A 26,720-nucleotide genomic window follows, 5' to 3' on the forward strand; every position below is an offset into this window, starting at 1 on the left:
GAAAATACATAATTCATTCGAAAAATAAGGTTAGAATGAATTTATTTAAACAATTACAAATAAATACTTGAGGTTAAGGGTTATGAATTCAATGAAAAAAAGCATGCTCGCAATCGCATTAGTCAGTACATTGACCCTGAGTGGTTGTGGCTATAACACATTACAAGTTAAAGACGAAGCCGTTACAGCAGCATGGTCTGAAGTGCAAAACCAATATCAACGCCGTGCAGATTTGGTACCAAACCTTGTCAATGTCGTGAAAGGCTACGCGAAACATGAGGAACAAGTACTGACTGAAGTGACTCAAGCACGTGCCAATGTTGCAGGCTTAAAAGTGGATAAGGAAGTTTTGGAAGATCCAGCACTGTTCCAAAAATATCAAGAAGCTCAAGCGCAGATGACCAGCGCACTTTCTCGTTTAATTGCAGTCTCGGAAAATTATCCAGACTTAAAAGCCAATGAGCAATTCCGTGATTTACAGGTACAGCTTGAAGGCACTGAAAACAGGATCGCTGTCGCACGTAATCGCTACATTACTACGGTACAAGACTTTAATGGCTATGCACGCCAGTTCCCGCAAGTGATGACGGCTAAAGTCATTGGTATGGATACAAAGCCTAACTTTAGCGCAGAGCAAAGTGCACAAACTGCACCGAAAGTTGATTTTAATTAATTGGCATCACTGCATTGTGAGGTGGGCTGATGGTGGATTTTGAGCTAAAACATACAGGTTTGTTGTGGTTGCAGCGCATGGTTTTAGCATGCTTATTGTGTGTGGTGGGTTTCACACATGCAGAAACTGCCACCGCTACAGATGTAGATGCTGAAACAGTTGCTGTCGGTAAAATATTAAAAGATCAACAGTCAGCTACGCAAAAAGAAACAACAGCAGAGCCTGAAATCAAAATTCAGCAGCCGAGTATTGCCAATGATATGGCAGATGGCGAGTCGATTCGCGGCTTGCCGACCCTAAATGAACCTGTAGTTGATCAGGCAAATTTACTTTCAGCTGCTGAAAAGCAAGCCATTAGCCAGAAAATTTTACAGTTACACGAACAAGGCAAGGCACAAATTGGCGTCGTGATTGTGCCAACCACAGGTCAAGAAGATATTTTTGATTACGCCATGCGTGTTGCAGAAAAATGGCAACTCGGTTCAGCAAAACGTGACAATGGGATATTGATGGCGATCGCTGTGAATGATCGTCGCATACAAATATTAACGGGTTATGGGTTAGAAGGAATCATGCCCGATATCATCGTTAGTCGCATAATTCGAAATCAAATTACACCTCATTTTAAGCAAGCCCAATATGCTCAAGGCATTGATGCTGGCTTAACGGAAATAACCCAAATTTTAAATCAAGACCCTGAAGTTGCAGCTCAAGCAGCCCAAGAGCTGAAAGAACGTCAGGAACAAGCCTTACACGAGCAACAAGCCAAAGAGAAAACGTTTACAACGGTTCTCATCATTTTGGTGATTGGTATTTTTGCATCATTTATAGTGGGTAAGCGCTTAAGTGCGTCAACTGCTGCTGTTGCAGGTACCGTTGCGGGTTTGGTCAACGGTGCAGGTCTACTCACCAGTCTGTTGATGGGTGGAGCAATTTTCTTTTTACTGATTACGGCTATTGCTCAAACCATTTTTCAAATGTTCCTTGCTGGTGGTGGGGGCGGTGGAGGCCGTAGCGGAGGTGGTGGCTTTGGTGGCGGCGGCTATAGCGGAGGCGGTGGTGGCTTTGGCGGTGGGGGAGCATCAGGCTCATGGTAACGAAAACAGAAACAACAGAAATTGTCACCTGTCCTAAAACACAGGAAATACAACAACCAAGTTTTAAACGCTGGTTGAAGCACTTTTTTTATATGCCTGCAGCAAACCGGTTTTTTAATAAGCAAGATCAGCAGGCCATTGCGCAAGCGGTGACAGAAGCTGAGCATGGCCATGTGGGCGAAATACAGGTGGTGATCGAAGGGCATATTCCTTCGAACCAAGCCTATTATCAAAATACCCGTGCACGTGCTGAACAGCTCTTTGCTGAACTGGGTGTGTGGGATACAGAATTTAATAGTGGTGTTTTGCTTTATTTAAACTTATGTGAACGTCAGGTTGAAATTGTCATTGATCGTGGGATGAGACAGGCAACCAATGCCCAAGTGTGGCAAGCTATTTGCGCGCGAATTATCCAAAACATGCAAAATAAACAATACCGAACAGCTTTGACGGCAGGTGTAAAAGAGATTGGTGAAGTGATGGATCACTTTTATGCAGGGAAGTCTGTAGATCGAAATAATGAAATCGCAAATGCGCCAATAATTTTGCGCTAAAAAACGGTGATAAAGTGACACAAATCGTCACTTTTAAACACAAAAAGAGACGTAATGATTACAAAAAATAAAAATATTTTTTTAAAGTGCTGTTTTTTCTGTCATTTTCACTATAATAATTCTTGGCACGCTCTGTGCTATTTATAAAACAAGCTACATAGCTTTATTAAATAATTAAATTAAAAAACATTTGTGGAGAATGTTATGAAATCAGTTCAAAAGGGTTTTACTCTTATCGAATTAATGATCGTTGTTGCAATTATCGGTATTTTGGCTGCTGTTGCACTACCTGCATATCAAGACTATACAGCGCGTGCAAAAATGTCTGAAGTTGTACTAGCGGCAACAACTTGTAAAAATACAATTTCAGAAGCTGCAGATTCTGGCTTAAAAGCAGCACCGACAGCAAATACTTGGGGTTGTGGCGAAGCTGGTTCAAGTACACCTGTAGCTAGCAAATATGTTAAGCAATTAAATACTACTGCACTTGGTGAAATTACAGTAACTGTCCAAAATATTAAAGCTACTGATCCAGATGGTAAAATTTTGACAATTACTCCATATGCTGCAATTGATGCTACAGGTAAAGGGACGACTAAAATGGCTGCCAATAACTATGTGACTGGTACAAATTTACCAATTAAAACTTGGGAATGTACTTTCTCTGGTGATAAAAAGTATGTTCCAGCTTCTTGCCGTTAATATTTAATATTTATAAAAAAACAGTCTTCGGGCTGTTTTTTTATGCTTTTAAAAGAGTATTTGAACGTGAATATGCTAATTAAAGATAAACTCAAAGCTACCGCAATACATCTCTTGCTTAGTAGCTTTTTTGCATTACTCTGTTTTATGCTAGTTTTTTTTATAATTTACCCATCACCATTGGCTCAAGCAACTGGTGTTAGTGGGTTATTTCTTATTATGTTGGGTGTGGATGTAGTGTTAGGGCCAGTACTGACATTTATTGTGTATAAGAAAAATAAGAAAACTTTAAAAATCGATTTACTTGTAATTGTACTGATACAGTTAAACGCATTATGTTATGGTGTATATTCTATGTATCAAGGCCGACCTGTTTGGATTGCATATACAGTAGACCGCTTCGAGCTTGTTCGTGCGAATGATATTATAGGTGCAAATCAAAAATATCCAACACCTTGGCTTGGAACAAAATATATTTCTGTTGAAACACGTGTGAAAACTGCAAATGAGCAATTGGAAATGATGTTAGAAGAATCTCAGTCAGGTATAAGTCCCGCGCAACAACCAAAATATTATCGACCATTTGTTCTAACAAAATTTGAAATTGAAACTAGATCAAAATCCTTAGAGGTTTTGAAGCAATTTAATGACAATCATTTAGTTGAAAAAATATTAAAACAAAATCCTAAAGCAGATGCTTATTTCCCGCTAAAAGCGAACGCAATCGATATGACAGTCTTAGTCAATAAAGAAACAGGTGAAGTTATTAAAATCGTTGACCTTCGCCCTTGGTAGTGATTTGTGAATAATAAAAAACCCGCATCTGCGGGTTTTTTAATAAGTTTAAATTTGACTTTGAATGTAATTCTCTATACCCAAAGATTCAACCAAATCAAGCTGAGTTGTAGCCCAATCCAACCATTCTTCTTCTTTTTCTAAAATCTCTTGAACTAGATCTCGAGTGACATAATCTAACTGCTCTTCTGCTAGTTTAACTGCAGTTTGAATGGCTTCAATGTTCTCTTTGACTTTACGTACATCACAATTTAAAACTTCAACGGTATGCTGACCGATATAGAGCTTACCTAGGTGTTGTAAGTTAGGTAAACCTTCTAAAAATAAAATACGTTCAATTATTTTATCAGCATGCTTCATTTGACGAATTGATTCTTTATATTCCGCAGAACCGAGTTGCTCAATGCCCCAATCGTTGAACATCCGTGAATGAAGAAAATATTGATTAATTGCAGTTAAATGATGATAAAGCACCTGATTTAACTGATTAATTACATCACGATTGCCTTTCATGTCTGACTCCTTAACTGCAATAAAGCTCGAACTAAGCAATATAAATTCGATATTAGAATAGAAATATCTTAAACAACAAAGTGTAATTTAGCGAGTGTTTTATAGAACAGCAAATGAAAATCACAATCAAAACAAGGCGCTAATTTCCAGATATTTAACAAATAAAAACCCGCTTAGAGTCAGAAGCGGGGGAGGAGGAATGGTCTGAGACCATTGGTTTTATAATTATGATTGTTAAGAAAATTTAAAAGCTTGGCTTATGCAGCAATTGCGATACGGGCTGCAATTTGTGCAACTTCATCACTGATGATCATACGTGCTTCAGGAGCACAGCGACCACAACAGGTGCCTAAATCGAGCATATCGCGAACTTCACGATAGCTTTCTGCACCATTGGCAATTGCATCTTTAATGTCTTGATCAGTAATACCACGGCACAAACAAACGTACATGAAATCAAACCAAGTGAATAAATGGGATAAGTAATATTATTGATAATTATTATCGTTTGTCAATAAAAATCATTTAAAAATGCTTTTAAAGTGATTGAGTTTTTGAATAAAAACTGTCATTTAAGCGGAAATCTGAGTAATGCTCAGATTTCCATGTGAGTCTTTTTGTTCTTTTGGAATGTGATATTTCGTGAAGGGCTTAAGCGATGTTTACTAACTTATTGATTAATAATCACCACCCCATCCATTTCAACTAGCGCACCTTTTGGTAGACTTGCTACGCCGAGTGCTGCACGTGCAGGGTAGGGTTGAGCAAAATATTCGCCCATAATTTGGTTGACCAATTGGAAGTTAGAAAGGTCAGTGAGGAAAATATTCAGCTTAGCGATATCTGCTAGCGTACCACCTGCAGCTTCACATACCGCTTTTAAGTTGTCGAATACACGGCGAATTTGAGCTTCAATGCCTTCTACCAGCTCCATGCTATATGGATCTAAGCCAATTTGACCTGATAAATACAAAGTGTCGCCCACTAAAATGGCTTGTGAGTAAGTACCAATTGCAGCGGGTGCATTTTCAGTATGGATTACCTGGCGGGACATCTATTTCTCCTATTATCATCACAGACACAGCACATATAAATATGCGGTGTCAGGTTAGCTGGCAACTTTCGCAGGCTCAGCAATGGCAACAGGTTGTGCCAAACGACTGATGCGTGGGAAGCCAAAATGCATTCTTAAATTACGGATAATTTCGGCAATTTGTTTACGGTTGTGTACAACAATATTCACATAGGTTTTTTCTTCATGTGAGCGGACTGTTTCTACACCCACTTTTTCTTTACGGCATAGATAGATCAGTTCTGAAATTTGCTCATCATTTAACAGCATGTTTAAGCATAAATAGGCTGTAAAACTAATGTCTTCACTGTCTTCTGTTGTCCAGTGTAAAGGCATGATATTTTCAGGATGTAAATGCTGTTCATGCAATAAGTTGTGACAACGTGAACGGTGCACAATCAAACCACGACGTGATAAATGACCTTGAATTGGATCACCTAAAACGGGGTTACAACAATGCGCATATTTGACGTCGACACCATCAGTACCCAAGATCAAGCGTGCAGAATTTGAAGTCTGAATGGTGTCTTGAGCATATAAATGATTGGCAACCAATTGAGGCAGTAAATCACCCACGGCGATCTGTTCAAATAATTGTTCTTTATCATTTAAATGACGCCAATTCAGCACATTTTCCCAATCGGCTAATGTCAAATCACTCACAGAACGGTTAAAGAGTTTTAATGCGCGATTTAAAGCTTGCTGACCAACTAAGCGTTGTTCGTCTTGGTCTTGGTCACGTAGGATGTTTTGTAATGCACGACGGGCTTTTTGGGTGTTAATAAAGCTCAGCCAGTCAGGGTTTGGTGTTGCAAGAACATCAGTGATAATTTCAACCACTTGACCACTCAGTAATGGTGTTGAAAGGGGTTTGGTTTCACCATTAATTTTCGCACCAACAGCATGGTTGCCCAAAAATAAGCTCGCTGAATAAGCAAAATCAACCGCTGTCGCACCCTGAGGGAGTTCATGCAAATGACCGTGTGGGGTATAAACCCAAATTTTTTCTTGATGTAGATAATCGAGTAATTCACTAAATGTAGTCTTTGCGCATTCGCCATCCACTAGCACATTTAAATTTTGCATGGAGGCTTGGATCGCTGAACGACAAGCTTGCGGTGCATTTTCACCGAGGACCACACCAAACCGCGCCGCTTTACGCATTAGCTCTGTTTGGATGGTCAGCGATAAAATGGTCTTTTCACCTTTTAAACGCATCATCAGTGACTGGTTGCCACCTGGGAGTGGGCGACGGATATGATCGGTGTAATTTAAAACCTTAAAACTTTCTTTGAGGATGTCAGCAAGTCGGTCACAGTCTGCGATGCTTTGTAAAATAATTTCAAAGGCATGACTATGAGTGAGCTCTTGCAGATCGATATCGTTTTTTACGAAGTGGCGAAGTAATTCAATATTATTATTTTTCTTTTTAATTCGACCTGAAATATGGTGCTGTTCAAGTAGGGTAGTGAGGTTGTTTTCCCATTTGGTTTGGTATTCGCAGCGTTTCGGTTTGGTTTGCAATAACGCTTCTTGAACATTGTTATACATATCCAAATCTAGATTTTGATAACACAAATGTTCAAGGTTGTCGGCCATTTCATTCATACCGACAAGACGTGCCATAGGCACAAAAATTTCAAAGGTTTCTTGGGCAATACGAGCACGTTTGTCAGGGCGTAAAGCACCCAGTGTGGTCATATTGTGATAACGATCCGCAAGTTTAATAATAATGACACGTGGGTCTTGTAGGGTGGCTTGCAGAATTTTACGGAAGGATGCGGCTTTATTATATTCTTTATCACTAGAATGGCTGAGTTTGGTGACACCGTCGACGAGTTCAGCAACGGTCAGGCCAAATTTTTCAGTAATATCTTGTTTGGTAAATTCAGTATCTTCGATGACATCATGCAGTAAAGCGGCCATTAAAGTTTCCGCATCAAGGCGCATATGCGCCAAAATACAGCTCACCGCAATCGGGTGAAGGATATAGGGTTCGCCACTTTTACGAGTAATGCCATCATGGGCAATATCCGCATAGTCGCAAGCTTCAAGCACGCGTTCGACATCACTTACTGAAAGGTAAGCGTCGATTATCACATTTAACTGTTGCTTGGCTTGGCTGACCATTGGGCCTGGCATAGAACACCCTTTTACTACTGATTTACAAATGAAACGGTTAATACTTTAATGAAATGCATATTGCATGACTTGTCAATTTTTTAGTTTAAAAAAATGAAAATCTTTTTCGCTTGCTTTGCACTTCTTAAGCTTATGTTATAACTGTTCTGAGTAAAATATTAAAGAGAATCCATAAAAAAAGCCTAGTTAAAAACTAGGCTTTTAAGGTCAGGTTTATCTTATTGGAAAGAAAAACCGTCTAAGTTTAGGTTATTTGCAGAAAGTGCAAGGTCTAAACTTGAAGTTTGGTAGTCTTGTTCACGTTGTTTCAAAATGTCTTTAGAAACGTGACCCGCTGCGATTTCACGAAGAGCAACAACGGTTGGTTTGTCATTGTCCCACTCAACAGTAGGTTCGATACCTTGACGTGCCAATTGACGCGCGCGTTTGCTTGCCACTAGTACAAGCTCAAAGCGGTTGTCTACATGGTCTAAACAATCTTCAACGGTTACGCGTGCCATAAGAATTCTCGTTTGAATATAAATTTTTAACAGACTGTGCAGTATAAGGTGCTTTGTCTATAGACTCAAGTTTTAATCACTGTTCCGTAGGGGTGATTAATTTCTCAATCAGTTTTTCATGGCGCATGGCTTGTTGTTTTAAAACAAGACGATTGGCAATAATCACAGACTCTAAGTCATGCAGTGCTTTATTAAAGTCATCATTAATAATGACATAGTCAAAATTAACATATTGCTGCATATCTTCTACGGCACAGCTGAGACGATGTTCAATCACTTCAACAGAGTCTGTACCACGATTGGATAAACGTTGACGTAGATCAAATTGACTCGGAGGAAGAATAAAAATTTGTCTAGATTCAGGAAAAAGTTTACGAACCTGTTCAGCACCTTGCCAGTCAATTTCAAGTAAAACGTCATGACCTTTGGCCAATTGTTCTTTTACTGTGCGCTGCGCAGTACCGTAATAATTACCAAAAACTTCTGCATATTCAATGAAGCCACCTTCATTTACCAAAGATAGAAAATCTTCTTTTTTAGCAAAATGATAATGTACGCCGTCTAATTCGCCAGGACGCTGACCACGAGTGGTATGAGAAACAGAGACATGTAAATTGTTTACACGTTCAAGCAGGGCTTTAACGAGGGATGTTTTGCCCGTTCCCGAAGCAGCAGAAACGACAAACAAGAGACCCGACATGATATTTTTCCTGATATGATAAAATATCTTCTCTATTTTAGAGTAGACGCGCGCCAAACAAAATAGTTAGACGTCTATTGTTTACATTTATTTCAAGTGATACCCGTAAAATTGAGTGGGCATTGAGGATTCTATGGAAATTGTTTTAGCTAATCCACGCGGTTTCTGTGCAGGTGTTGATCGCGCCATCGCGATTGTGAACCGTGCACTGGAATGCTTTAACCCCCCAATATATGTGCGTCATGAGGTAGTACATAATAAATTTGTGGTGGACGACCTGCGTCAACGCGGTGCGATATTTGTGGATGAACTGGATGAAGTGCCAGATGACAATATCGTGATTTTCAGTGCGCATGGTGTATCTAAAGCGGTACAACAAGAAGCTGAACGCCGTGGGCTAAAAGTTTTTGATGCGACGTGCCCTTTGGTGACCAAGGTACATATAGAAGTGACCAAGTACGCACGTGAAGGCGTGGAAGCGATTTTGATTGGTCATGAAGGTCACCCAGAAGTTGAAGGGACAATGGGCCAATATGACACCAAAAATGGTGGTTCGATTTATTTGGTTGAAGATGAACAAGATGTTGCTGATCTAAAAGTGGTGCATCCTGAAAAAGTAGCGTTTGTAACTCAGACAACGCTTTCTATAGATGACACAGCAAAAGTCATTGATGCCTTACGTCAGAAATTTCCTGAAATTCAGGGGCCGCGTAAAGATGATATTTGTTATGCCACTCAAAACCGCCAAGATGCCGTACGAGATCTTGCTGAACAATGTGATGTTGTTTTGGTTGTGGGTTCACCGAACTCTTCGAACTCGAACCGATTACGTGAATTGGCTGAACGGATGGGTAAGCATGCGTATTTGGTGGACAATGCCGATCAGTTGCAGCAAGACTGGTTTAATGAGCACACAAAAATTGGTGTAACTGCAGGAGCATCGGCACCTGAAATTTTAATTAAACAGGTAATTCAGCGACTACAAGATTGGGGGGCAAAAGCGCCGCAAGAATTGGATGGTCGCGAAGAAAATATTACATTTAGTTTGCCAAAAGAGTTACGTATTCCTGTAACTCAGGCATAAAGTGTTAAAGATTTAACATTCTGATTTTTTTAAGAATTGACAGATAATTGCTTTTTGGCAATTATCTGTTTTTTTATGCCTTTTATCCTTATTTGTGTTTGTTTTGTAATTTAATTAGATATTATTTTTAATAGGGTAAAGTTTGGCGCGCCTTGGGGGGAGTATGCAGAAAAATAAAGGATTTACGTTAATTGAGTTGATGGTGACGATTGCTGTAATAGCGATTATCGCGACTTTGGCTGCGCCTTCGTTTGGAGATATGATTGTTCGCCAAAATTTAAAGAAAAGCACAAATGAGCTTATTGGGGTATTAAATCAAACGCGGGCAAAGGCAGTCTTGGAACGTAGAAGCATAGATGTCAATTTAAATTTAAAAGAAACAGATGCATTGCCTATAGATACTGCCACAGTAGTGAATTGGATGCCTCATGGTAAAACACATTTAACTGCCGCAAGTGAAACAAGTATTACATATGGACTAAGTGGTGGAGTAGTTGGAGCAACAACAGATACAAGTTTTATTTTATGTTCTGTTGCAGGTGGTAAATCTCAAACAATTAGTGTTTCAAAAATGGGAACGATTCAGCAGGTTGTTGAGGGGACATGCTAATGATTAACAAAAGTAATCAACAAGGTGTTGGTTTAATTGAAGTATTGGTAGCCCTTTTGATACTTGCAATCGGGGTAATGGGTTTTATCGCTTTGCAATACCGTGCTATTGAGGCAACTGCTGAAAGTGGTTCGCGAATTCAAGCGATCAACTTAGCACGTGATTTGGCAGAAAGAATGCGAGTGAATCGTGGTGCTGAAGATGTTTATGCCTTTCAGCTGAATACAGCAAATACTCAGAGAGTTTTTCCAACAAATTGCTTTAATGCGAATTGTTCTAGTACTGATTTGGCTGATTTTGATGTTGCTCAGATTGCAACAAAAGCAAGAGTTATTGGAATGTCTGTAAATTACTTACCATGCCAAGGAAATACGGATAGCCGTAGATGTATTTATGTTGCGTGGGGAGATACTTCTGCTACTGATGGTGCTGAAGCGGGGAACTGTACAACAGGGGCTAGCTATGAACAGGAATCAACATGTTTGATTATGGAGGTTTACTAAATGAACCCAATTAAACAAGCAGGCTTTACCTTAATTGAATTGATGATTGCATTAGCTCTAGGTTTAGTAATCGTGGCAGCAGCCACAATGCTATTTCTGACAAGTTCGCGTAGCCAAGCATTACAGCAAGGACAGGCTAGTTTACAGGATGATGCTAATTTTGGGCTGAATTATATTGTGAAAGATATTCGGTTAGGGAACTTAAATACGGTTCAATCTAGCATCAACGATTTGACAACTTATGGTGGAGTGGTTTTTCGTTCATCTTCAAATTCTGTTGAGGTAAGTGGTGTAAAACATGCAAATTTACCGATAAGTTTAGACGGCAATTCTGTAAATCAAACGCTTTTAAGCAGAAGCCGTGGTCTTTCAGTTGGAACGGCTCCACAGTGGACAGGGGTTTCTAACGTACAAGGGGAAGCTAGTGATCAGCTTACAATTCAATTTGTGCCTCAATATATTTTAGATCATAAAAATACGGCAACTGAAACAGATGATGTTTGGTATGGTGGATCCGATTGTGAGGGGAATGAACTTGAATTTACTCGTACGGAAGGTCGACATGTTGTAGTGCAGCGTTATTTTTTAAGAGCAGATACTAATAATAGTACAAGTGAACCTAATTCACCTTTGGCATTGGCATGTGATGCGGGCCACTATCCCTTAGAGGGCTCACCAACTGAAATTGAAGGTTTGGGTGGAGCAGGTGAAATTATTATAAAAAGAGCAGATCAATTTAGAGTTTTATATTCGATTCAGTCAGGTAACAATCATCGTTATGTCGATGCAGCAACATACATGGCTATGAATCCACGTCCTAGAATTTTAGCTGTACAACTAGGGGTATTGGTGCGCTCAAATCAGACAGTGGGTGGTGGTGCTGATTTTAAAGATGATCAAGTCTTTCGTGTTTTAGATCAAGATGTAACCGTAACGACACCTGCAGCTGGTGCTCCTAAATATGCAAGACAAGTTGTCACGCAGACAGTATCGTTGCGTAACACTTTCGGGGAGAGAGGACAATGATAAATAAACAGCGTGGTGCAACTTTAATTGTTGTCTTATTTCTTTTACTTGCAATTATTGTCCTGGGAACTTTGGCTGTTCGCCAAAGTTTAGTGAGCTTAAATATTGCAACAAACAGTCAAGCTCAACAGCTTTTGCTTCAAAACTCGGACTCAGCTTTTTTTAATGTTGAGCGTGAAGACAATATCATTCAAGCATTAAGCTCGAGTGGTATGTTTGGATATATCAGTGGTGCTACAGATAAGGAAAAGGAAATGGTCTTTTGCTATCGCGGAGCAGAGCCAAGTTTTTTTGATATTAATCGCGCCAGTTTAATTTATTGGAAGCCTGGTGAGGCAGCCCCAACAAATAATGAGTTTGGTGTAGATGGATACTGTAATGCTGATGAAAGTACGACTAACTTTTTTACTAGTGGTCGTAAGGCGGTAATGACACAAGTGGCTGTGAAATTTACAAGTATTTCTGAAAATGATCCATTTTTTGGTGCGCAATTTGGTACTGATGATCAAACTGTAAAATTTGACCGAAGTAAGCCTGTCAGAGTTTTTGCAATCTCGGTTATGCCAACACTAACCAATGCTTCAACAACAGATATTAATAATTGTTTTAGAAATCATATGAGTGAAGCAACTATTCCTGAAGGTACTTCAGTGGCACTAAATGCAATTTCACGTAAAACAGTGACAGAGTGCCTTGCTGGTTTAAATGTTCCATATACATCACATGTGACTGAATATGTGATTGTTCAAGACTTTGTATAGATTTGGAGTAATGAAATGAAAGATCCCAACAAAAATTTTCTTAGTTCATGTCGTTATAAAGTTTTAACAGCAAGTATAGCGGCAATGTCTACATTATTAATTACATCTAGTGTAGTGCAGGCAAGTGACATTGATATTTATCAAGATGCAAAATCTGGTGATATTACGTTGATGTTTCTGATTGATGTTTCTGGGAGTATGGATGAAAAAGATGGTACAGGAAAAATGCGCATCGATCGCGTTAAAGAGGCAATGGAGGCTTTATTAAATGGAAATAATAAACTAGCTGATGATAAAATCATTGGGCTATCGACACTAGGTGCATTAAAGTGGAGTGGTTATAACAGTAATAATAATAATAATGGTGCCATTATAGTACCAGCTAGAGCGTTGGGAGATAATGTCACTCAAACAAAAACACAAAGAGCTCTTTTGCTTGAAGAAATTAAAAAATTGACTGCGACAACAAGTACACCAACAGGAACATCATATTTAGAAACAGTTTCTTATATGTTGGGTAATAAGGGGGGGGGAGGATATAATAATTATTCAAGACCAGAAACTAAGGAAACTAGCTCATCGAGTACTTCAACTTGGCCTAGTTACACAGGTAATTATCTAGCTCCAAACTCTTTGACTCAGTCCGATGATATTAAAAAATGTAGTGGGCAAGGTGTCTATGTATTGACTGATGGTGAGCCGAACACTGGTGAGGCAAAACAAGATAGGGTTCGGGAAGCGCTTGGTATTGTAAGTGGAACGAATAGAGTGTCTTGTAATGGTAATTGGTCGTGTATTCAAGAAACGGCGAAAGCGTTACTTGACCCTGTGAAAAGTAGTAAACAGCTGAAATTTAAGACGGCGGTAGTTGGGTTTGGTTCAAGTTTCAATAATGTGGCTTCGTATGATCCTACAAAGACTCAAGCTCAAAATTTAGCCCCATTCGTAAATACTAATGGAACTAAAAAGACAAATTTAACGAATGTACAAGAAGCCGCATATTGGGGAATTATTGGTGAGGGTGGGTGGTATTCAGGTAATGAAGCTCAGGATGTAATTGATAGTGTAAATGATTTTATTAGTAACTTATCCAAAGATATTCCTTCTGTAACAACAGGTTCTCCGACCATCCCACGAGATGCATTGAATCCAGCTGAATTACAAAATAATGCTTATTATCAAACTTTCCAGCCAACACCAAATACAAATTACCAATTATGGCTGGGTAATTTGAAAAAATATTTAGTTGGCGATAATGGCATTCTAAAAGGCAAGAATTCGGCAACTGTATTTGAAACCGATGGCCGTATTAAAGAACCTACTTATGATGCTAACGGAAATATTACCTCTGCAGTTTATGATTATTGGGCAAAAAGCGTTAATACGGCTGTAGAAAATAGTGATGAAAATACAGTGGGCAGTAAGAAGTTTGCTGCACGTGGTGGTGCATGGTCACAAATGCTGCTTGGAGCAGATGTCCAAAAAAATACAGAAAGAAAGCTATTAACAAATCGTAAATTTGTTGGTAGTACCTTTGGTGGTACTAGTTCATTGCGTCAAGTTAAGCTAACTGATGTTACAGATGCAACATATAAAAATGATCCAAATCGTGGCTACTTGCTTACATTACTAGGATATAACTTAGATGTAGCAAATCCACCAACGACAGTGGATAATTTAATTACACAGCAACCTTTACGCCAAATGGGTGCAGTGATGCATTCTTATCCAGTTCTGGTAACGAATAAAGGTAAGTTGGAATATAACAAGACTAAAAAAGTTATGGAGTCAACCGGTCGTGAGGACTACGTATTATTTGGGACCACGCAAGGCTTACTACATGTGGTTGATGCAGACACAGGTGTAGAAAAGTTTGCTTTTGTGCCAAATGAAATGGTTGAGAATCAAAAAGATGCTTTCCGTTTATCCAGTGTTACCAATGGTGGAATGCAAAAACTTTACTATGGTATTGATGGAGCATGGAGCCTTTATACACAATATGTGGTAGATAGTTTTGGAAGTTTGGTTGTAGGAAATGGTCGTACTACCAGCCAGAAAGGTATGCAAATGGCATATGGTGGTTTGCGAATGGGGGGGCGCAGTTATTACGCATTAGACTTAAGTAATATTAATAGTCCTGAACTTAAATTTCATATTGATCCTGCAACTCAAAAAGTATATAGCGGAACAAAATCTACAACGTTTAGCCAGCTTCAATATATGGGGCAAAGTTGGTCTAAACCATCGATTGGTTGGATAAACTGGGGCGGTGAACGTAAACGAGTCATGTTAGTTGGTGGTGGGTATGATGCTGGTGGTGATGATGGAGATGCGCGTACAGGTGGGGTGAAAGGTTTATATGCTGGATATGAAAATGACACATATAATCCTACGAAATCAAAAGGTGCTGGCGTTTATATGTTTGACGCAGATAACGGTGATCTACTTTGGTGGGCAAGTGATAATGTTGCTACTACATCCGCAGCAGATACCAACACAGGTGTCATAGCAACGAAGCATTCTGATTTGAAATATAGTGTGGTAAGTGAGATACGTACTGTAGATCGTGATGGTGATGATTTAATCGATCATTTATATTTTGGAGATTTGGGTGGTCAATTATTTAGAGTGGATTTTGATAATAAGCAAAAGATAAAAGGTGCTGTTCCAAAAACACCTGTTAAGCTTTTAAGTTTAAATGCTGGTGCTAAAAGTCCTAGATTTTATGATATGCCAGGATTCTCTTTATATAATCAAAATGGTACGACCTTTGCTGTAATTTCACAGGGAAGCGGTAATCGTAGTACACCAATGAAGGATTTTTCTTCTACTGAAGCAGGTTATGATTACGATGCAATTTATAACATTTATGATAAAGATGTGGCACGTCGTGACTTATTCAATAGAACAACGGGTTTAAATACAGTAAATCTTCAAAAATCAAATCTAGGTGAAATTACAGATGCAAATCGTTTTGCTAATATCAACTTAGTTGCCCCTTATACAGGAACTGGAGGGTGGTTCTACAAATTCCAGAATTGTACGGTTGGTGTGGATGGTAAGCTGACAAATTGTAGTAACTATAAAAAACAAAGTGAAAAAGTTTTTGGTACTCCATTAGCAATGAACTATAAGCTTTATGTATCAACATTTGATGCGAGTAAACCTGGTATTTCTGGTGATTGTGGTGCTGGTGTAAAAGGTGAAAGTATGTTGACAGCATTCTGTATGCCTTTTGGCCAGTGTGCTTCTCAATTAGAACCTTCGCGTAGTGTTATTGGTGTGGGTATTCATACAGTAACCGTTGGTGGTACAGATGGTGGGGGTACTGGTGGTGAAGAATGTGTTGGTGAAAATTGTCCGCCTGTAGAATGCCAAGGCGAATCCTGCCCACCAAACGCGACTGGTAAAACAAGTGCCACTAATTATTGTATTAATACAAGTGGTCGAATTGCCTTAACCGTGACTGGTGGTTTTGGTAATGGTGAAGCGACAGAAGTGTGCCTTATCCCACAGCGGTGGTATGAAAAGCTCGCGCGTAAAGCATCATAGTGGGTGAGATATGAAAAGAAAAAACTTTTTTCAAGCAGGCTTCACGTTAATCGAGTTGATGGTGGTGGTGGTGATTGTGGCAATTTTTGCCGCAATCGCAATTCCATCTTATCAAGAGTACATTCGTCGGTCTCAGGCAACGCAAGCTCAAGATCAAATACAACAAATCGCAATGGCATTAGATCGGCATAAATCTAGAAATTTCAATTATCAAGGTTTTGTAATACCAACTGGTATGAATGTGCAGCCTAGAGGTGCAACGGGGGCTGCTATAAAATATAATTTTACAGTAGTACCAGGTGTTGGTGGTCAGACGTGGTTAATTACAGCGTTGGCTACAGATCCAAAGAATTACAATTTTTTAATGTCAAGTACTGGTGTACGGTGTAAAAATAAAACAGCTAATCTTATTGATTCAGCATCTATTTCATGTGGCACAGAAAATACGGGGCGTGAAGAATGGTGAATCGTATGATAAAAGGCTTCACGCTTATTGAGCTTATGATTGTGGTTGCAATTTTAGGTATACTTGCTGCTATTGCTTTTCCTTCCTATCAAGAGTACGTGAGAAAAACAAAAAGAGCTGAAGCACAGTCTGAAATGCTTGATCTAGCAAACCGAATTCAGCGCTTTAAAATTGCGAATTTTTCTTACGCCCCATTGATAAATAATGTTGAAGTACCGATGACGTTAAATGATTTACAGCATTCTGGAAATATTCCAAGTCAAGGTTCGGCTTTGTATACCATTCAATTAACCAATGTTACACCTACAACTTGGACATTGATTGCAACGCCGGTCGCAGCAGCATCTCAACAAAATGATGGCTCTATTTGCTTAAATCACCGAAGTCAAAAATTTTGGTCCAAAGGCCGAACGTGTACTATTGCTGATCTTTCTGATACTTCAACATGGTATAACCAATAACCTCAAATTCAAAATTGTGGATAAACACTTTTTGATCTTTCATTCAGGGCAAATTTCACGTAAAATATTGCCCTCTATGAAAGGGGTTTGAAATGTATCGATGGTCGGTACAGGGATAATCCGTAAAAACTATAAGGTTCTATCATGGTTGTTATTCGTCTTGCACGCGGTGGTGCTAAAAAACGTCCGTTCTATCAAATCATTGTGACTGATAGCCGTAATGCACGTGACGGTCGTTTCATCGAACGTATCGGTTTCTTCAACCCTACAGCTCAAGGTAAAGCAGAAAAACTTCGTTTAGATGCTGACCGTTTTGCTCACTGGGTTTCACAAGGTGCTCAACCTTCAGAACGTGTTGCTTCTTTAGCTGCTGAAGCTAAGAAAGCTGCAGCTACTGCTTAATTAGTAGTAGGTTACCCATGACACCAACACAGAATGTTCCCGAAGATCGTATTCAGATTGGACAGCTACGTTCAGCATATGGATTAAATGGGTGGCTCTGGGTCTATTCCAATACAGAACCTATGAGCAATATTTTTGACTACCTCCCTTGGTACATTGAGACCAAAGCAGGTTGGCAAACAGTAGATGTAAAACGTTGGAAACCACATGGCAAAGGCTTGGTTGTTTCGCTAAAAGGTGTGAGTGATCGTACCGCGGCAGATAACTTGGTTGGCGCAAATATCTGGATCTCTAAATCGCAACTGCCTCAAGCAGGCGTGGACGAGTACTACTGGTCAGATTTGAAGGGCTTAACAGTGTTAGGTCTTGGAGAAGATGAACAAGAAGTCAACCTCGGTCAAATCCACGAATTGTTTGAAACAGGTGCTAACGACGTGATGGTAGTTCGCGCTACTGCTGACAGCGTCGATAGCGAAGAGCGAATGATTCCATGGCATAAAGATGTGGTACAGCGTGTTGATCTCGAAGCTGGTCGTATCTACGTAAATTGGGGCGTAGATTATTAATCCTTTAAGGATTGACGCAGCAGGAAAATAGAGGAGTCTGCGATGTTTTTTGCAGTCATTACGCTTTTTCCTGAAATGTTTGAAGCGATTACAGCCTACGGTATTAGCGGGCGCGCAGCAAAACGTGACATTGTGCAAGTTCATTGTATCAATCCACGCGAATTTGCTGAGGGCAACTACAAAAGAGTGGATGAACGTCCATTTGGTGGTGGTCCAGGTATGGTGATGATGGCTGAGCCATTAGCGAAAGCAATTCATCGTGCCAAAGAGCTTGCCAAGCAAGCGGGTGCTGTTCATGTCCCTGTGGTGTATATGTCGCCGCAAGGAAAGACTTTAAATGAACCTGCGGTACAAGATTTCGTCAAATATGATGGATTGATTGTATTGTGTGGTCGTTATGAAGGTGTAGATGAGCGTTTGATCCAACAATATGTTGATCAGGAATGGTCAATAGGCGATTACGTTTTATCTGGTGGTGAACTCCCTGCGATGGTTCTATTAGATAGTGTGATTCGGAGACTTCCGGGTGTAATGTCTGATGAGCAATCACATGTGCAAGACTCATTTGTGGATGGTCTTTTAGATTGCCCACAATATACCAAGCCAGACCATTTTGAAGGTTTAGATGTTCCTGAAATATTAAAATCGGGACATCATGCCAATATTGAGAAATGGCGGTTTTTGCAGCGATATCAACGCACTTTAGAACGCCGACCTGAGTTGGTTGAAAAAGTTGAATTGACCAAGCAGCAAAAGAAATGGCTAAAAGATTCCAAGGTTTAATTTTTTAAATCTTATATTAGGCTCTTTATGTATTGAAGCGGTCAAGCATAAAGGGAAAGTCAATCGGGTCTATGCGCTTTAGCCTCTAGCCCCAGCGATGATTAGACCTCTTCTAACTCGCATAATCGGAGATACCCCATGAGCGGTAAACATCCTTTAGTACAAGCTGTTGAAAATGCACAGTTGAAACAAGACATCCCTGCTTTTGCTCCTGGTGACACAGTAGTTGTTCAAGTTAAAGTAAAAGAAGGTGAGCGTGAACGTCTTCAGGCATTTGAAGGTGTTGTAATTGCTAAGAAAAATCGTGGTTTGAACTCTGCGTTCACAGTACGTAAAATTTCTAGCGGTTTCGGTGTTGAGCGTGTATTCCAAACTCACTCACCAATCGTTGCTGGTATCGAAGTGAAACGTCGAGGTGACGTTCGTCGTGCTAAACTTTACTACCTACGTGAATTGTCTGGTAAAGCTGCACGTATTCGTGAAAAATTACCAGCTCGTAAAGCAAAATAATTTGTTTTACAACGCTGTAAAAAATGCGCCTTTTGGCGCATTTTTTATGCGAGAAAGAAAATTATAAACCTTGAGATTTTAGCCGGTTTGCATGTTGACGATAGACATCGACAGGATCTGGTGCGAACAACGCTTTGAGACCAAGCACTTGGTTGACTTCATCTAAATGGTTCCAGTTGTAGTTATCACGAATGGTTTTACCAAACTTGGCACTACAGCGTGATACGAGGCCATCATTGTCTTTTCCGCCATCGATCAGTAATGCAGTCACTTTTAGGGCTGAGTCTAAATCTAAAATATTGGTGATTTGGCCCACACCTGTAAATGAATAGTTATAAATGCCTTTTTCGACGCTATTACCGTCTGCACAATTGGATTTAGGCAAGCCCAGAGGGAATGCGGCATTGTACTTTGCAGAACCCGCTAGCGTTAAACTTGAACCACCTGCCAATGCGTCATGAGGGTAAGTCGTTGGATCTAGACCTTGCGCCCAAACGATGGCTTTAGAGACAAAATTCACAGCTCCAACCAAGGGTGCTTCGACAGCGGTGCCTTCAGCTTTTAAAATTAAGTCTGCAACAGGGGAGCCTTGATGAGGTCCTGCAACACTGGTTAATGAAGCCACCACATCTGGGCGAACACCGGCAACATAGCGAATTGTTGGTCCACCATGACTATGTCCAATCAAATTCACTTTATCTGCACCGGTGAGTGCTCGGATTTCAAGGACCTGTTGTAAAAGTTGTTCGCCACGTACTTCGGTGGAGTTAAACGGAGATACGCGCGTTGCCCAAACATTTGCACCATTGCGGGCAAGATCAGGCAGGATTTGATACCAATAGTCGAGTCCAAATGAGTCTGTACCAACGGTAATGAAACCACCCATACCATGGTTAAATACGATTGGATATTTGGTCTTTGCATAGCTAGAACTAGCTTTGGCGGTGACTTGGGTTGCTTGCGATGCAGATACATTACCGATGCACGTAGCTGCAATTAAACCTGCTAAAAATGGTCCGTATTTCATGAGCGATCCTCAATGTATTATTGTTTTATGACAATATTTATTGTCATTTCTAATAAAGCAATAAAGACCACCTGTTGCAAATTGAAAAAGATTAACTGTGACGCTAAATGTAACAAAATAAAAGAGCACGATTTATCAGATTGATAAAAGTAAATAAGAGGGCCGAAGCCCCCTTATTGCATTTAAACTTCAACGATAAGAATTAAAGTCCTTGCAGTTTTAAACGGTTTGCATGTTGACGGTACAGCGCCACAGGATCTTGTGCAAATAGCCCTGTTAAGCCAAACATCATATTGGCTAAATCGGTATGGTTAAGTTTGTAACTGTCATTAATGACTTTACCGATATAAGCACTACAACGTGCAACCATACCATCATTGTCTTTATTGCCATAAGACAATGGCCCGAGTTGCATCAGGATCGTGTCGATATCAAGTAGATTCGTGGTTTGCGCAACACCGGTCCATGAATAGTACTGAATGCCTTTGCTGTCGACTTGCTTTAAGTTTTTGCTGCAATTTTCTGAAGATGCCAAAACACCGTCAGTTACAGCAGATTGTGCAACCGTACTGTTAAATGCAGCAGAACCTGTTTGTGATAATGATTTCATAGAAGCATCGAAATCAATTTCAAGCTCAGGTTTTGCCTGACCTAAAGCAATCAGTGGGCCGACAATATAATCACCTAAAATATTGAAGGCAGTACGAGAAAGTGAGTTGCCTTGAATATCATCCGCTACTTTAGAGCCGTGATAGGTACCTGCAACACCTGTAATAGACGCAATATACTGTGGTTTTGTTTGAGCAACATACAATACAGTTGGACCACCATGAGAGTGACCAATTAAGTTAAGTTTTGGTTTCCCTGTAATAGCCAAAACATCTTCAACTTGTGCAATTAACTGCTCACCACGATGTGCTGTGGTATTTGCAGGAGATAATTGCGCTGCGAATACGGTTGAGCCATTTCGTGCCATATCTGGCAAGATTTGGTACCAATAATCCAGTCCAATGGTGTCGGTACCGATACGTGACCAACCGAGCCAACCATGCACCATTAAAATTGGATATTTGGTTTTTGCGTAGTCAGATTTTGCCGTTTCCTTCACCTGGAGGACGCTAGGCGCAGCTTGAGTGCTTGCCGAAATACTCATCGCTAAGCCTGCAACTGCAGCTACAGAGGCCATCTTGGCCGTGTTTACTAAAGATCGCATAAATGTTCCTTGATCTGATGTTGTTTTTATTACTTTTTAATAATGAAAATACTCTCTGCTTTTAAGCAACATCTTTGTGATTGGTCAGGCCATATCTTTGATTTTAGAGAGTTTGAATAGACAAAGATGCCTTGTCATTTTTTCATGCTCGGTTTGAAATTCCATGTCATTTTAGGACATGGACGGCGTTGAGGTGATAAGTACATTTATATACATTCGTTTTTTATTTTTATCGTTTATTTTAGTTGTTATCATTTAAGAACTTATTGAATTAAATTGTTTAATGCGTACAAATAAAAAAATTGTAAACAAAAAAGGACGTCCAAAGACGTCCTGTTCAGTGCTGAAAGGGAACTAACTTTTGAGTTAAAGTCCCTGTAATTTTAAACGATTGGCATGTTGGCGATAGAGCGCAACTGGGTCAGGTGAAAATAGGCTGCGTAGGCCAAAGATCATATTCACTTCATCTAAGTGGTTGTGATTGTAGTCATCACGGATTACTTGTCCGATGTGGGTGCTACAGCGTCCAACCAAACCGTCATTGTCACGATTTCCATAGGCCAAAGGGGCAAGCTGACTAATCACTGTATCTAATACATCTAATACATTCGTGGCTTGGGCCGTACCAGTCCATGAGTAGTAATACACGCCATTGTCGACTTTGGCACCCGACTCGTTGCAGTTCGCTGCCAGTGCTGCGGTTGGAAATTTTGCATTAAATTCAGCAGAACCTTTTTCACTGATTGCGGTGAGTGATGCATCGACACTATTAGGGAGACTCGAGTTGCCTTCAGCCCAAGTAATAATCGGTGCTAAAAGTTGATCGCCAAGTACACCAAAGACTGAATTAATGGTTTTGTTGGCTTGGATCTTATCTGCGACTAGAGAGCCGCGATAAGTGCCTGCAACCCCAGTTACCGAAGCTACATATTCAGGTTTGATCGCTGCAATATAACGTGTGGTTGGCCCACCATGTGAATGACCAATGAGGTTCACTTTAGGTTGTCCGGTCAGGGCAAGGACTTCTTCGACTTGAGAGAGCAATTGCTCACCGCGAACTTCTGTCGACTCTAGCGGAGAAACTTGGGCAGCAAAGGTATTGGCACCGTTGCGGGCTAAATCCGGCAAAATTTGATAAAAATAATCCATGCCAAAGCTGTCAAAGCCAATGCGAGTAAACCCGAACATGCCATGGGTAAATACAATCGGGTATTTGGTCTTAGCATAGCTTGCCGAGCTATTGGCGGTGACATGTTGAAGTCCAGCTGCAGCTTGGGACTGTGAGGTTGCGGCAGCTGCTGAGGCAGCGATGATTGCGCATAAAAGAGCTTGTGGTTTTTTCATCATTTCATCCTGAAATTGAAGTTATTTTTAAATTGTTATTTGTACTTATTCTGCAAAAGGTAATTTTCCACCTTGATCATGTACAGATTCAAAGGTACTAACGCGGAGCTGATCTTCCTTCGATTTAAAATGTTGATTACGGAGCTGCTGTACTGCTTGTTGTTTAGCACTGTCACTCATATTGCTTTTCACAATACTGTCACGCTCTGTGAGGTATTGATTTACGCTAGATTTCCAAGAGCTGCGCTGGCTGTCTAGATTTTCAAGGCGCTGAGTGGCTTCTGGACCAACTAAATTTAACCGCATTTGATGGATTTCTTCGCTTGATCCACCACGGGCTTTAATGTCCGCTGTGAGTTTGCGTAAATCTTCAAGTTTATTGATTTGTTCCAGATTTTCTTTCCAATCTTCTGGGAGTTCATCAAACAGGGCTTTTAGTTTTTTTGCTTTTTCAGACTCAGACAGTTTTTTGTCATTCACCACTTCCATACGTTTCAGCGTGTATTCGTGATAGGTATTTTCCTTGCCAAATAAACCTTCAATTTCATAATCAGAAAAGAACTGTTTTCTTAAATTCTGTGTGCTGCTGTAGATCGAGCGATAATATTGTGGTGATTCTTTATCATCACTTGGTGGCTGTAAATTACCTAATTGTTCACGATATTTCATATAGCGATCCCACAAATCATAAATTTGGGACAGCGCCGGTTCTTTATGACCTTGTGCAATGTAGGCTTTAAAATCCTTTTTGATTTGATCTATCGACTTTTCACCATATTGAGTGATGAAATATTCAAAACAATTCCGTGTTTGTTCGTTCACGATCAGACGATTTGAACCATCCATACTGATTTGACAGTTAACTTCTGTGTCTTGTTGACTTGGACTGAGCAGTGAAGAACCGCTTGTAGCTTGTGCTGTAGAGCTTTCGCCCTGAGCTAAAGGCGTATTTTGTTGTTGAATCGATTGATCTGAATGATCATTTTGTGATGCTTTTGGCGCCAGCCAAAATATAAATGCAGCAACAGCGATAACGACCAAGGCAATGATGAGCCAAAGTTTATTTTTTTGCATATCCCAATGCACCTTTATTCCGTTTTTAATTGTTTTAGAGTTCTAAATGCGAACTCAATATGACATAAAACGCAGATAAAAACATAGAAGAGTTGTAAACGTTAGAGGTGGGTTGTTACCATTGCGCTGTTCCTGTATTAGCCAAATTTTGACATGAAAAAAGCCTCTCCTAAGATCCAACGTCGTCCTGTACATGGTGTATTTCTTTTGAATAAGCCATTAGGTATTAGCTCGAATGCAGCCTTACAGAAGGTTCGTTGGCTATTTCGTGCTCAAAAAGCAGGGCATACCGGTGCGCTTGATCCGCTGGCTTCAGGTTTATTGCCGATTTGTTTGGGTGAAGCAACAAAGTTTTCGCATTTTTTATTGGATTCGACTAAACGTTATAAAACCACGGTCTTTTTAGGACACAGTACCACGACGGGTGATGTGGAAGGTGAAATACTATTAGAGCAAGCTGTTCCAACATTGACTGAAGAAAATATTCAAAATGTCTTGGCGCAATTTGTAGGGGATATTCAACAAATTCCACCGATGTATTCTGCGCTGAAAAAAGAAGGTCGCCCGCTGTACGAGTTGGCGCGTAAAGGCATAGAAATTGAGCGTGAAGCACGTCCAATTTCGATTTATGCCATCGAGTTATTATCATTTACTGAGAATAGTATTACACTCGACATCACCTGTTCCAAAGGCACGTATATTCGTGTATTAGGCGAAGATATTGCCAAAGCATTGGGTACTTACGGACATTTAACCTATCTACACCGTATTCAAACAGGTCATTTTGATCTTAACCCAAGCTTTACCATTGAATATTTAGAGAGTCTGACCGAAGCTGAGCGTGAAGCATTATTGCTGCCGGTGTATTCACCTGTCGATCATTTTTGCAAAGTGCAAGCGCCGGAAGGTCGAGCTGAATATTTTAGTCGTGGAATGGAAAGTAATATTGAGCATGCTGCGGAAGCGCAGGTTTTGGTATTTGATGGGGAACGTTGCTTAGGTCTAGCGGAAATTACTGATCGTAAGCGCTTAGTACCAAAACGTGTATTAAATCTTGAATAGTTATTAACAGCCACTGAAGCCAAATTATGGAAATTGAAATCATCTTAAGCCTGCTATTTTTTGCATTTTTTGCTGGTGCAATTGATGCAGCTGTTGGCGGTGGCGGACTGATTCAAATTCCTGCCATTATGAATGCCATGCCGCACTTATCTCCAGCGACTGTATTTGGAACCAATAAGTTGTCTTCGATCTTTGGTACGGCTTCGGCGTCCTATTCTTTTTTACGCCAAGTCAAACTCCGTTGGAAATTACTTGCGGTCATTGCAAGCTGTGCATTTGTTGCCTCCTTTGTGGGAGCAGCCTGTGTATCAATGATTCCTAAAGAAGTCTTACGTCCTTTTGTTTTGGTCATGTTGATCGTGATTGCGATCTATACCTTTGCCAAAAAACAATTTGGTCAGATGCATGTACGCCAAGAACTGACCCCTAAAATTCTCGGTCTTGCCGCTATTGGTAGTCTGGTAATTGGTTTTTATGACGGTATCTTTGGGCCTGGCACGGGCAGTTTCTTTATCTTCTTTTTTATTCGTTATCTACAAGCAGACTTTTTGCATGCCTCTGCCTTGTCAAAAGTCGCCAACTTAACCACCAACCTTGCAGCACTGAGTTTTTTTGCGCCCACTGGCCATGTGTTATTTGCGATAGGCTTAATGATGGCTGTAGCAAATATTTTAGGCTCGATCGTTGGTGTACGTGCGGCAATTAAATACGGTAGTGGCTTTATTCGAATTCTATTTTTGATTTTGGTGAGTATTTTGATTGTACGGTTGGGTTATCAAACCTTTACGGGACAAGCTTAAAACAAATCTTAACAGAGCGTTGCTGAATTCTGTCGCTGAAATGATTAGTATGAAAATAAGCGACTCGTTTGAGTTGTGGATAATAATTAAATTTCATAATACACAATTAGCTAAGCATCAGAGGTCATCACTACAATGAATATATTTGAAGCTTTACGCCAAAGTCATGAAAAGCAACGTGAACTTGCTGAAAAACTCATTCAAACATCAGGGGATACACCTGAGCGTCGAGATTTATTTGAGCTGCTCAAAAATGAGTTATTTGCTCATGCTGTTGGCGAAGATCGTTATTTTTACATCCCGTTAATGATGACTGATTCAGGCCTAAACATCACCCGTCATGCATTGGCGGAACATCATGAGATGGATGAATTATTAGAGCAACTGACGGAAACTGAATTTAGTAATCCAGGTTGGTTGGCAATTGCGAAAAAGTTATCTGAAACGGTACATCATCATTTGCAGGAAGAAGAACATGGCTTTTTTCAGCAAGCGGGTAAAATCTTAGATGAAAAACAAAAGGAAAGTTTAGCCAAACAATATTTAGCCGAGTATAAAAAATATAAAAAAGCAGATAAAGACAGCCTGACTGGTTAAGTCCTGTATAGAAGCTAGACTTTTTCGAACCTTGTATTTAAAAGCCTTGTATTTAAAAGCTTAGATGTAGGAGTGCTTAGACAAGGTGTTGAAAAATGGCGGCAATCCCGCCATTTTTATTTAACTATTTT

At 40.0% G+C, this 26,720-nt stretch carries 30 protein-coding genes; 20 read left to right on the forward strand and 10 right to left on the reverse strand.

Features of this window, described 5'->3' with window-relative positions; all coding sequences use genetic code 11:
- Nucleotides 1-82 precede the first annotated feature (82 nt).
- The 5 genes from FTU12_RS08255 (at nucleotide 83) to tfpZ (ending at nucleotide 3,821) form a co-directional block, all read left to right on the forward strand.
- Complete coding sequence (locus FTU12_RS08255; RefSeq protein WP_078189372.1) at nucleotides 83-673, forward strand: LemA family protein; 591 nt, start codon at nucleotides 83-85, stop codon at nucleotides 671-673.
- A gap of 29 nt (nucleotides 674-702) precedes the next feature.
- Nucleotides 703-1,770: a TPM domain-containing protein gene (locus FTU12_RS16590; protein ID WP_180114148.1), complete on the forward strand. Its 1,068-nt coding sequence runs from the start codon at nucleotides 703-705 to the stop codon at nucleotides 1,768-1,770.
- Nucleotides 1,764-2,324, forward strand: a complete 561-nt coding sequence (locus tag FTU12_RS08265; RefSeq protein WP_180114149.1) for a TPM domain-containing protein — start codon at nucleotides 1,764-1,766, stop codon at nucleotides 2,322-2,324. Before FTU12_RS16590 ends, FTU12_RS08265 begins: the two co-directional genes overlap by 7 nt.
- Before the next feature lie 204 nt (nucleotides 2,325-2,528).
- Nucleotides 2,529-3,026 carry a pilin gene (locus FTU12_RS08270; protein ID WP_180114150.1) on the forward strand — a complete coding sequence of 166 codons (498 nt, stop codon included), beginning with the start codon at nucleotides 2,529-2,531 and terminating at the stop codon, nucleotides 3,024-3,026.
- A gap of 72 nt (nucleotides 3,027-3,098) precedes the next feature.
- Nucleotides 3,099-3,821 carry a TfpX/TfpZ family type IV pilin accessory protein gene (gene tfpZ, locus FTU12_RS08275; RefSeq protein WP_180114207.1) on the forward strand — a complete coding sequence of 241 codons (723 nt, stop codon included), beginning with the start codon at nucleotides 3,099-3,101 and terminating at the stop codon, nucleotides 3,819-3,821.
- 48 nt (nucleotides 3,822-3,869) lie between these two features.
- On the opposite strand, the gene bfr is transcribed toward tfpZ, so the two are convergent.
- From bfr to gmk, 6 genes are all read right to left on the reverse strand, one after another.
- Entirely contained in the window at nucleotides 3,870-4,334 is a 465-nt protein-coding gene (gene bfr, locus FTU12_RS08280) for a bacterioferritin (protein WP_180114151.1), read from the reverse strand.
- A gap of 257 nt (nucleotides 4,335-4,591) precedes the next feature.
- The gene (locus tag FTU12_RS08285) at nucleotides 4,592-4,786 is read right to left on the reverse strand and encodes a bacterioferritin-associated ferredoxin (RefSeq protein WP_078192519.1); all 195 of its coding nucleotides are present in this window, start codon (nucleotides 4,784-4,786) and stop codon (nucleotides 4,592-4,594) included.
- 218 nt (nucleotides 4,787-5,004) lie between these two features.
- Nucleotides 5,005-5,388, reverse strand: coding sequence for a RidA family protein (locus FTU12_RS08290; RefSeq protein ID WP_078189365.1), 384 nt, complete (start codon nucleotides 5,386-5,388; stop codon nucleotides 5,005-5,007).
- Between the two features lie 54 nt (nucleotides 5,389-5,442).
- Complete coding sequence (locus tag FTU12_RS08295) at nucleotides 5,443-7,548, reverse strand: bifunctional (p)ppGpp synthetase/guanosine-3',5'-bis(diphosphate) 3'-pyrophosphohydrolase (RefSeq protein WP_180114152.1); 2,106 nt, start codon at nucleotides 7,546-7,548, stop codon at nucleotides 5,443-5,445.
- Nucleotides 7,549-7,766: 218 nt separating this feature from the next.
- On the reverse strand, nucleotides 7,767-8,048 hold the full coding sequence (gene rpoZ, locus FTU12_RS08300) for a DNA-directed RNA polymerase subunit omega (protein ID WP_067762989.1): 282 nt from the start codon (nucleotides 8,046-8,048) through the stop codon (nucleotides 7,767-7,769).
- A gap of 76 nt (nucleotides 8,049-8,124) precedes the next feature.
- Nucleotides 8,125-8,748, reverse strand: coding sequence for a guanylate kinase (gene gmk / locus FTU12_RS08305; protein WP_078189363.1), 624 nt, complete (start codon nucleotides 8,746-8,748; stop codon nucleotides 8,125-8,127).
- Between the two features lie 133 nt (nucleotides 8,749-8,881).
- Here gmk and ispH point away from each other — a divergent pair, with 133 nt between their 5' ends.
- The 12 genes from ispH (at nucleotide 8,882) to rplS (ending at nucleotide 19,472) form a co-directional block, all read left to right on the forward strand.
- A complete protein-coding gene (ispH, locus tag FTU12_RS08310) occupies nucleotides 8,882-9,832 on the forward strand; it encodes a 4-hydroxy-3-methylbut-2-enyl diphosphate reductase (protein WP_180105662.1) in 951 nt (316 codons plus the stop codon).
- Between the two features lie 163 nt (nucleotides 9,833-9,995).
- Nucleotides 9,996-10,442, forward strand: coding sequence for a Tfp pilus assembly protein FimT/FimU (locus tag FTU12_RS08315; RefSeq protein ID WP_180114153.1), 447 nt, complete (start codon nucleotides 9,996-9,998; stop codon nucleotides 10,440-10,442).
- On the forward strand, nucleotides 10,442-10,945 hold the full coding sequence (gene pilV / locus FTU12_RS08320) for a type IV pilus modification protein PilV (RefSeq protein ID WP_180114154.1): 504 nt from the start codon (nucleotides 10,442-10,444) through the stop codon (nucleotides 10,943-10,945). Before FTU12_RS08315 ends, pilV begins: the two co-directional genes overlap by 1 nt.
- The gene (locus FTU12_RS08325; RefSeq protein ID WP_180114155.1) at nucleotides 10,946-11,971 is read left to right on the forward strand and encodes a PilW family protein; all 1,026 of its coding nucleotides are present in this window, start codon (nucleotides 10,946-10,948) and stop codon (nucleotides 11,969-11,971) included.
- Nucleotides 11,968-12,732 carry a pilus assembly protein PilX gene (locus FTU12_RS08330; protein WP_180114156.1) on the forward strand — a complete coding sequence of 255 codons (765 nt, stop codon included), beginning with the start codon at nucleotides 11,968-11,970 and terminating at the stop codon, nucleotides 12,730-12,732. The genes FTU12_RS08325 and FTU12_RS08330 overlap by 4 nt, the downstream gene beginning before the upstream one ends.
- Before the next feature lie 15 nt (nucleotides 12,733-12,747).
- Nucleotides 12,748-16,284 (forward strand): PilC/PilY family type IV pilus protein, encoded by a 3,537-nt coding sequence (locus FTU12_RS08335; RefSeq protein ID WP_180114157.1) that lies wholly within the window; start codon nucleotides 12,748-12,750, stop codon nucleotides 16,282-16,284.
- Between the two features lie 10 nt (nucleotides 16,285-16,294).
- Nucleotides 16,295-16,750: a type IV pilin protein gene (locus tag FTU12_RS08340; RefSeq protein ID WP_180114158.1), complete on the forward strand. Its 456-nt coding sequence runs from the start codon at nucleotides 16,295-16,297 to the stop codon at nucleotides 16,748-16,750.
- 5 nt (nucleotides 16,751-16,755) lie between these two features.
- Nucleotides 16,756-17,211 (forward strand): type IV pilin protein, encoded by a 456-nt coding sequence (locus FTU12_RS08345; RefSeq protein ID WP_180062884.1) that lies wholly within the window; start codon nucleotides 16,756-16,758, stop codon nucleotides 17,209-17,211.
- A gap of 144 nt (nucleotides 17,212-17,355) precedes the next feature.
- The gene (gene rpsP / locus FTU12_RS08350; protein WP_078189354.1) at nucleotides 17,356-17,613 is read left to right on the forward strand and encodes a 30S ribosomal protein S16; all 258 of its coding nucleotides are present in this window, start codon (nucleotides 17,356-17,358) and stop codon (nucleotides 17,611-17,613) included.
- Nucleotides 17,614-17,630: 17 nt separating this feature from the next.
- Entirely contained in the window at nucleotides 17,631-18,179 is a 549-nt protein-coding gene (gene rimM, locus FTU12_RS08355; protein WP_078189353.1) for a ribosome maturation factor RimM, read from the forward strand.
- 42 nt (nucleotides 18,180-18,221) lie between these two features.
- Complete coding sequence (gene trmD / locus FTU12_RS08360) at nucleotides 18,222-18,962, forward strand: tRNA (guanosine(37)-N1)-methyltransferase TrmD (protein WP_180062827.1); 741 nt, start codon at nucleotides 18,222-18,224, stop codon at nucleotides 18,960-18,962.
- Nucleotides 18,963-19,100: 138 nt separating this feature from the next.
- Nucleotides 19,101-19,472 (forward strand): 50S ribosomal protein L19, encoded by a 372-nt coding sequence (rplS, locus tag FTU12_RS08365; protein ID WP_078189351.1) that lies wholly within the window; start codon nucleotides 19,101-19,103, stop codon nucleotides 19,470-19,472.
- A gap of 61 nt (nucleotides 19,473-19,533) precedes the next feature.
- Here the strand turns inward: rplS and FTU12_RS08370 are convergent, their stop codons facing one another.
- The 4 genes from FTU12_RS08370 to FTU12_RS08385 all read right to left on the reverse strand — a co-directional run bounded on the left by FTU12_RS08370 (nucleotide 19,534) and on the right by FTU12_RS08385 (nucleotide 24,130).
- A complete protein-coding gene (locus tag FTU12_RS08370; RefSeq protein ID WP_180114159.1) occupies nucleotides 19,534-20,499 on the reverse strand; it encodes a triacylglycerol lipase in 966 nt (321 codons plus the stop codon).
- Nucleotides 20,500-20,701: 202 nt separating this feature from the next.
- The gene (locus FTU12_RS08375; RefSeq protein WP_180114160.1) at nucleotides 20,702-21,712 is read right to left on the reverse strand and encodes a triacylglycerol lipase; all 1,011 of its coding nucleotides are present in this window, start codon (nucleotides 21,710-21,712) and stop codon (nucleotides 20,702-20,704) included.
- Between the two features lie 366 nt (nucleotides 21,713-22,078).
- Nucleotides 22,079-23,056, reverse strand: coding sequence for a triacylglycerol lipase (locus FTU12_RS08380; protein ID WP_257227300.1), 978 nt, complete (start codon nucleotides 23,054-23,056; stop codon nucleotides 22,079-22,081).
- Nucleotides 23,057-23,101: 45 nt separating this feature from the next.
- On the reverse strand, nucleotides 23,102-24,130 hold the full coding sequence (locus FTU12_RS08385) for a lipase secretion chaperone (protein ID WP_180114162.1): 1,029 nt from the start codon (nucleotides 24,128-24,130) through the stop codon (nucleotides 23,102-23,104).
- Between the two features lie 153 nt (nucleotides 24,131-24,283).
- Between FTU12_RS08385 and truB the strand changes: the two genes are divergently transcribed.
- The 3 genes from truB (at nucleotide 24,284) to FTU12_RS08400 (ending at nucleotide 26,589) form a co-directional block, all read left to right on the forward strand.
- Nucleotides 24,284-25,192 carry a tRNA pseudouridine(55) synthase TruB gene (gene truB, locus FTU12_RS08390; protein ID WP_180114163.1) on the forward strand — a complete coding sequence of 303 codons (909 nt, stop codon included), beginning with the start codon at nucleotides 24,284-24,286 and terminating at the stop codon, nucleotides 25,190-25,192.
- Nucleotides 25,193-25,218: 26 nt separating this feature from the next.
- Entirely contained in the window at nucleotides 25,219-25,992 is a 774-nt protein-coding gene (locus tag FTU12_RS08395) for a TSUP family transporter (protein WP_180114164.1), read from the forward strand.
- Between the two features lie 135 nt (nucleotides 25,993-26,127).
- Nucleotides 26,128-26,589, forward strand: coding sequence for a hemerythrin domain-containing protein (locus tag FTU12_RS08400; RefSeq protein ID WP_078192502.1), 462 nt, complete (start codon nucleotides 26,128-26,130; stop codon nucleotides 26,587-26,589).
- The last annotated feature ends 131 nt before the right edge of the window (nucleotides 26,590-26,720 follow it).

Source organism: Acinetobacter sp. YH12063, assembly GCF_013419715.1.
In the GTDB taxonomy this organism is placed as follows: Bacteria; Pseudomonadota; Gammaproteobacteria; order Pseudomonadales; family Moraxellaceae; genus Acinetobacter; species Acinetobacter amyesii.

Excerpts from the sequence above, each read along its gene's own strand:
- FTU12_RS08385 (WP_180114162.1), bottom strand. The coding sequence starts at position 24,130 with ATGCAAAAAAATAAACTTTGGCTCATCATTGCCTTGGTCGTTATCGCT.
- rimM (WP_078189353.1), top strand. The coding sequence starts at position 17,631 with ATGACACCAACACAGAATGTTCCCGAAGATCGTATTCAGATTGGACAG.
- FTU12_RS08395 (WP_180114164.1), top strand. The coding sequence starts at position 25,219 with ATGGAAATTGAAATCATCTTAAGCCTGCTATTTTTTGCATTTTTTGCT.
- FTU12_RS08330 (WP_180114156.1), top strand. The coding sequence starts at position 11,968 with ATGATAAATAAACAGCGTGGTGCAACTTTAATTGTTGTCTTATTTCTT.
- rpoZ (WP_067762989.1), bottom strand. The coding sequence starts at position 8,048 with ATGGCACGCGTAACCGTTGAAGATTGTTTAGACCATGTAGACAACCGC.
- FTU12_RS08370 (WP_180114159.1), bottom strand. The coding sequence starts at position 20,499 with ATGAAATACGGACCATTTTTAGCAGGTTTAATTGCAGCTACGTGCATC.
- FTU12_RS08400 (WP_078192502.1), top strand. The coding sequence starts at position 26,128 with ATGAATATATTTGAAGCTTTACGCCAAAGTCATGAAAAGCAACGTGAA.
- FTU12_RS08315 (WP_180114153.1), top strand. The coding sequence starts at position 9,996 with ATGCAGAAAAATAAAGGATTTACGTTAATTGAGTTGATGGTGACGATT.
- FTU12_RS08270 (WP_180114150.1), top strand. The coding sequence starts at position 2,529 with ATGAAATCAGTTCAAAAGGGTTTTACTCTTATCGAATTAATGATCGTT.
- tfpZ (WP_180114207.1), top strand. The coding sequence starts at position 3,099 with ATGCTAATTAAAGATAAACTCAAAGCTACCGCAATACATCTCTTGCTT.
- bfr (WP_180114151.1), bottom strand. The coding sequence starts at position 4,334 with ATGAAAGGCAATCGTGATGTAATTAATCAGTTAAATCAGGTGCTTTAT.
- pilV (WP_180114154.1), top strand. The coding sequence starts at position 10,442 with ATGATTAACAAAAGTAATCAACAAGGTGTTGGTTTAATTGAAGTATTG.
- rpsP (WP_078189354.1), top strand. The coding sequence starts at position 17,356 with ATGGTTGTTATTCGTCTTGCACGCGGTGGTGCTAAAAAACGTCCGTTC.
- FTU12_RS16590 (WP_180114148.1), top strand. The coding sequence starts at position 703 with ATGGTGGATTTTGAGCTAAAACATACAGGTTTGTTGTGGTTGCAGCGC.
- FTU12_RS08295 (WP_180114152.1), bottom strand. The coding sequence starts at position 7,548 with ATGCCAGGCCCAATGGTCAGCCAAGCCAAGCAACAGTTAAATGTGATA.
- FTU12_RS08325 (WP_180114155.1), top strand. The coding sequence starts at position 10,946 with ATGAACCCAATTAAACAAGCAGGCTTTACCTTAATTGAATTGATGATT.
- gmk (WP_078189363.1), bottom strand. The coding sequence starts at position 8,748 with ATGTCGGGTCTCTTGTTTGTCGTTTCTGCTGCTTCGGGAACGGGCAAA.
- ispH (WP_180105662.1), top strand. The coding sequence starts at position 8,882 with ATGGAAATTGTTTTAGCTAATCCACGCGGTTTCTGTGCAGGTGTTGAT.
- FTU12_RS08285 (WP_078192519.1), bottom strand. The coding sequence starts at position 4,786 with ATGTACGTTTGTTTGTGCCGTGGTATTACTGATCAAGACATTAAAGAT.
- FTU12_RS08290 (WP_078189365.1), bottom strand. The coding sequence starts at position 5,388 with ATGTCCCGCCAGGTAATCCATACTGAAAATGCACCCGCTGCAATTGGT.
- FTU12_RS08345 (WP_180062884.1), top strand. The coding sequence starts at position 16,756 with ATGATAAAAGGCTTCACGCTTATTGAGCTTATGATTGTGGTTGCAATT.
- FTU12_RS08340 (WP_180114158.1), top strand. The coding sequence starts at position 16,295 with ATGAAAAGAAAAAACTTTTTTCAAGCAGGCTTCACGTTAATCGAGTTG.
- rplS (WP_078189351.1), top strand. The coding sequence starts at position 19,101 with ATGAGCGGTAAACATCCTTTAGTACAAGCTGTTGAAAATGCACAGTTG.
- FTU12_RS08375 (WP_180114160.1), bottom strand. The coding sequence starts at position 21,712 with ATGCGATCTTTAGTAAACACGGCCAAGATGGCCTCTGTAGCTGCAGTT.
- trmD (WP_180062827.1), top strand. The coding sequence starts at position 18,222 with ATGTTTTTTGCAGTCATTACGCTTTTTCCTGAAATGTTTGAAGCGATT.
- FTU12_RS08335 (WP_180114157.1), top strand. The coding sequence starts at position 12,748 with ATGAAAGATCCCAACAAAAATTTTCTTAGTTCATGTCGTTATAAAGTT.
- FTU12_RS08255 (WP_078189372.1), top strand. The coding sequence starts at position 83 with ATGAATTCAATGAAAAAAAGCATGCTCGCAATCGCATTAGTCAGTACA.
- FTU12_RS08265 (WP_180114149.1), top strand. The coding sequence starts at position 1,764 with ATGGTAACGAAAACAGAAACAACAGAAATTGTCACCTGTCCTAAAACA.
- FTU12_RS08380 (WP_257227300.1), bottom strand. The coding sequence starts at position 23,056 with ATGAAAAAACCACAAGCTCTTTTATGCGCAATCATCGCTGCCTCAGCA.
- truB (WP_180114163.1), top strand. The coding sequence starts at position 24,284 with ATGAAAAAAGCCTCTCCTAAGATCCAACGTCGTCCTGTACATGGTGTA.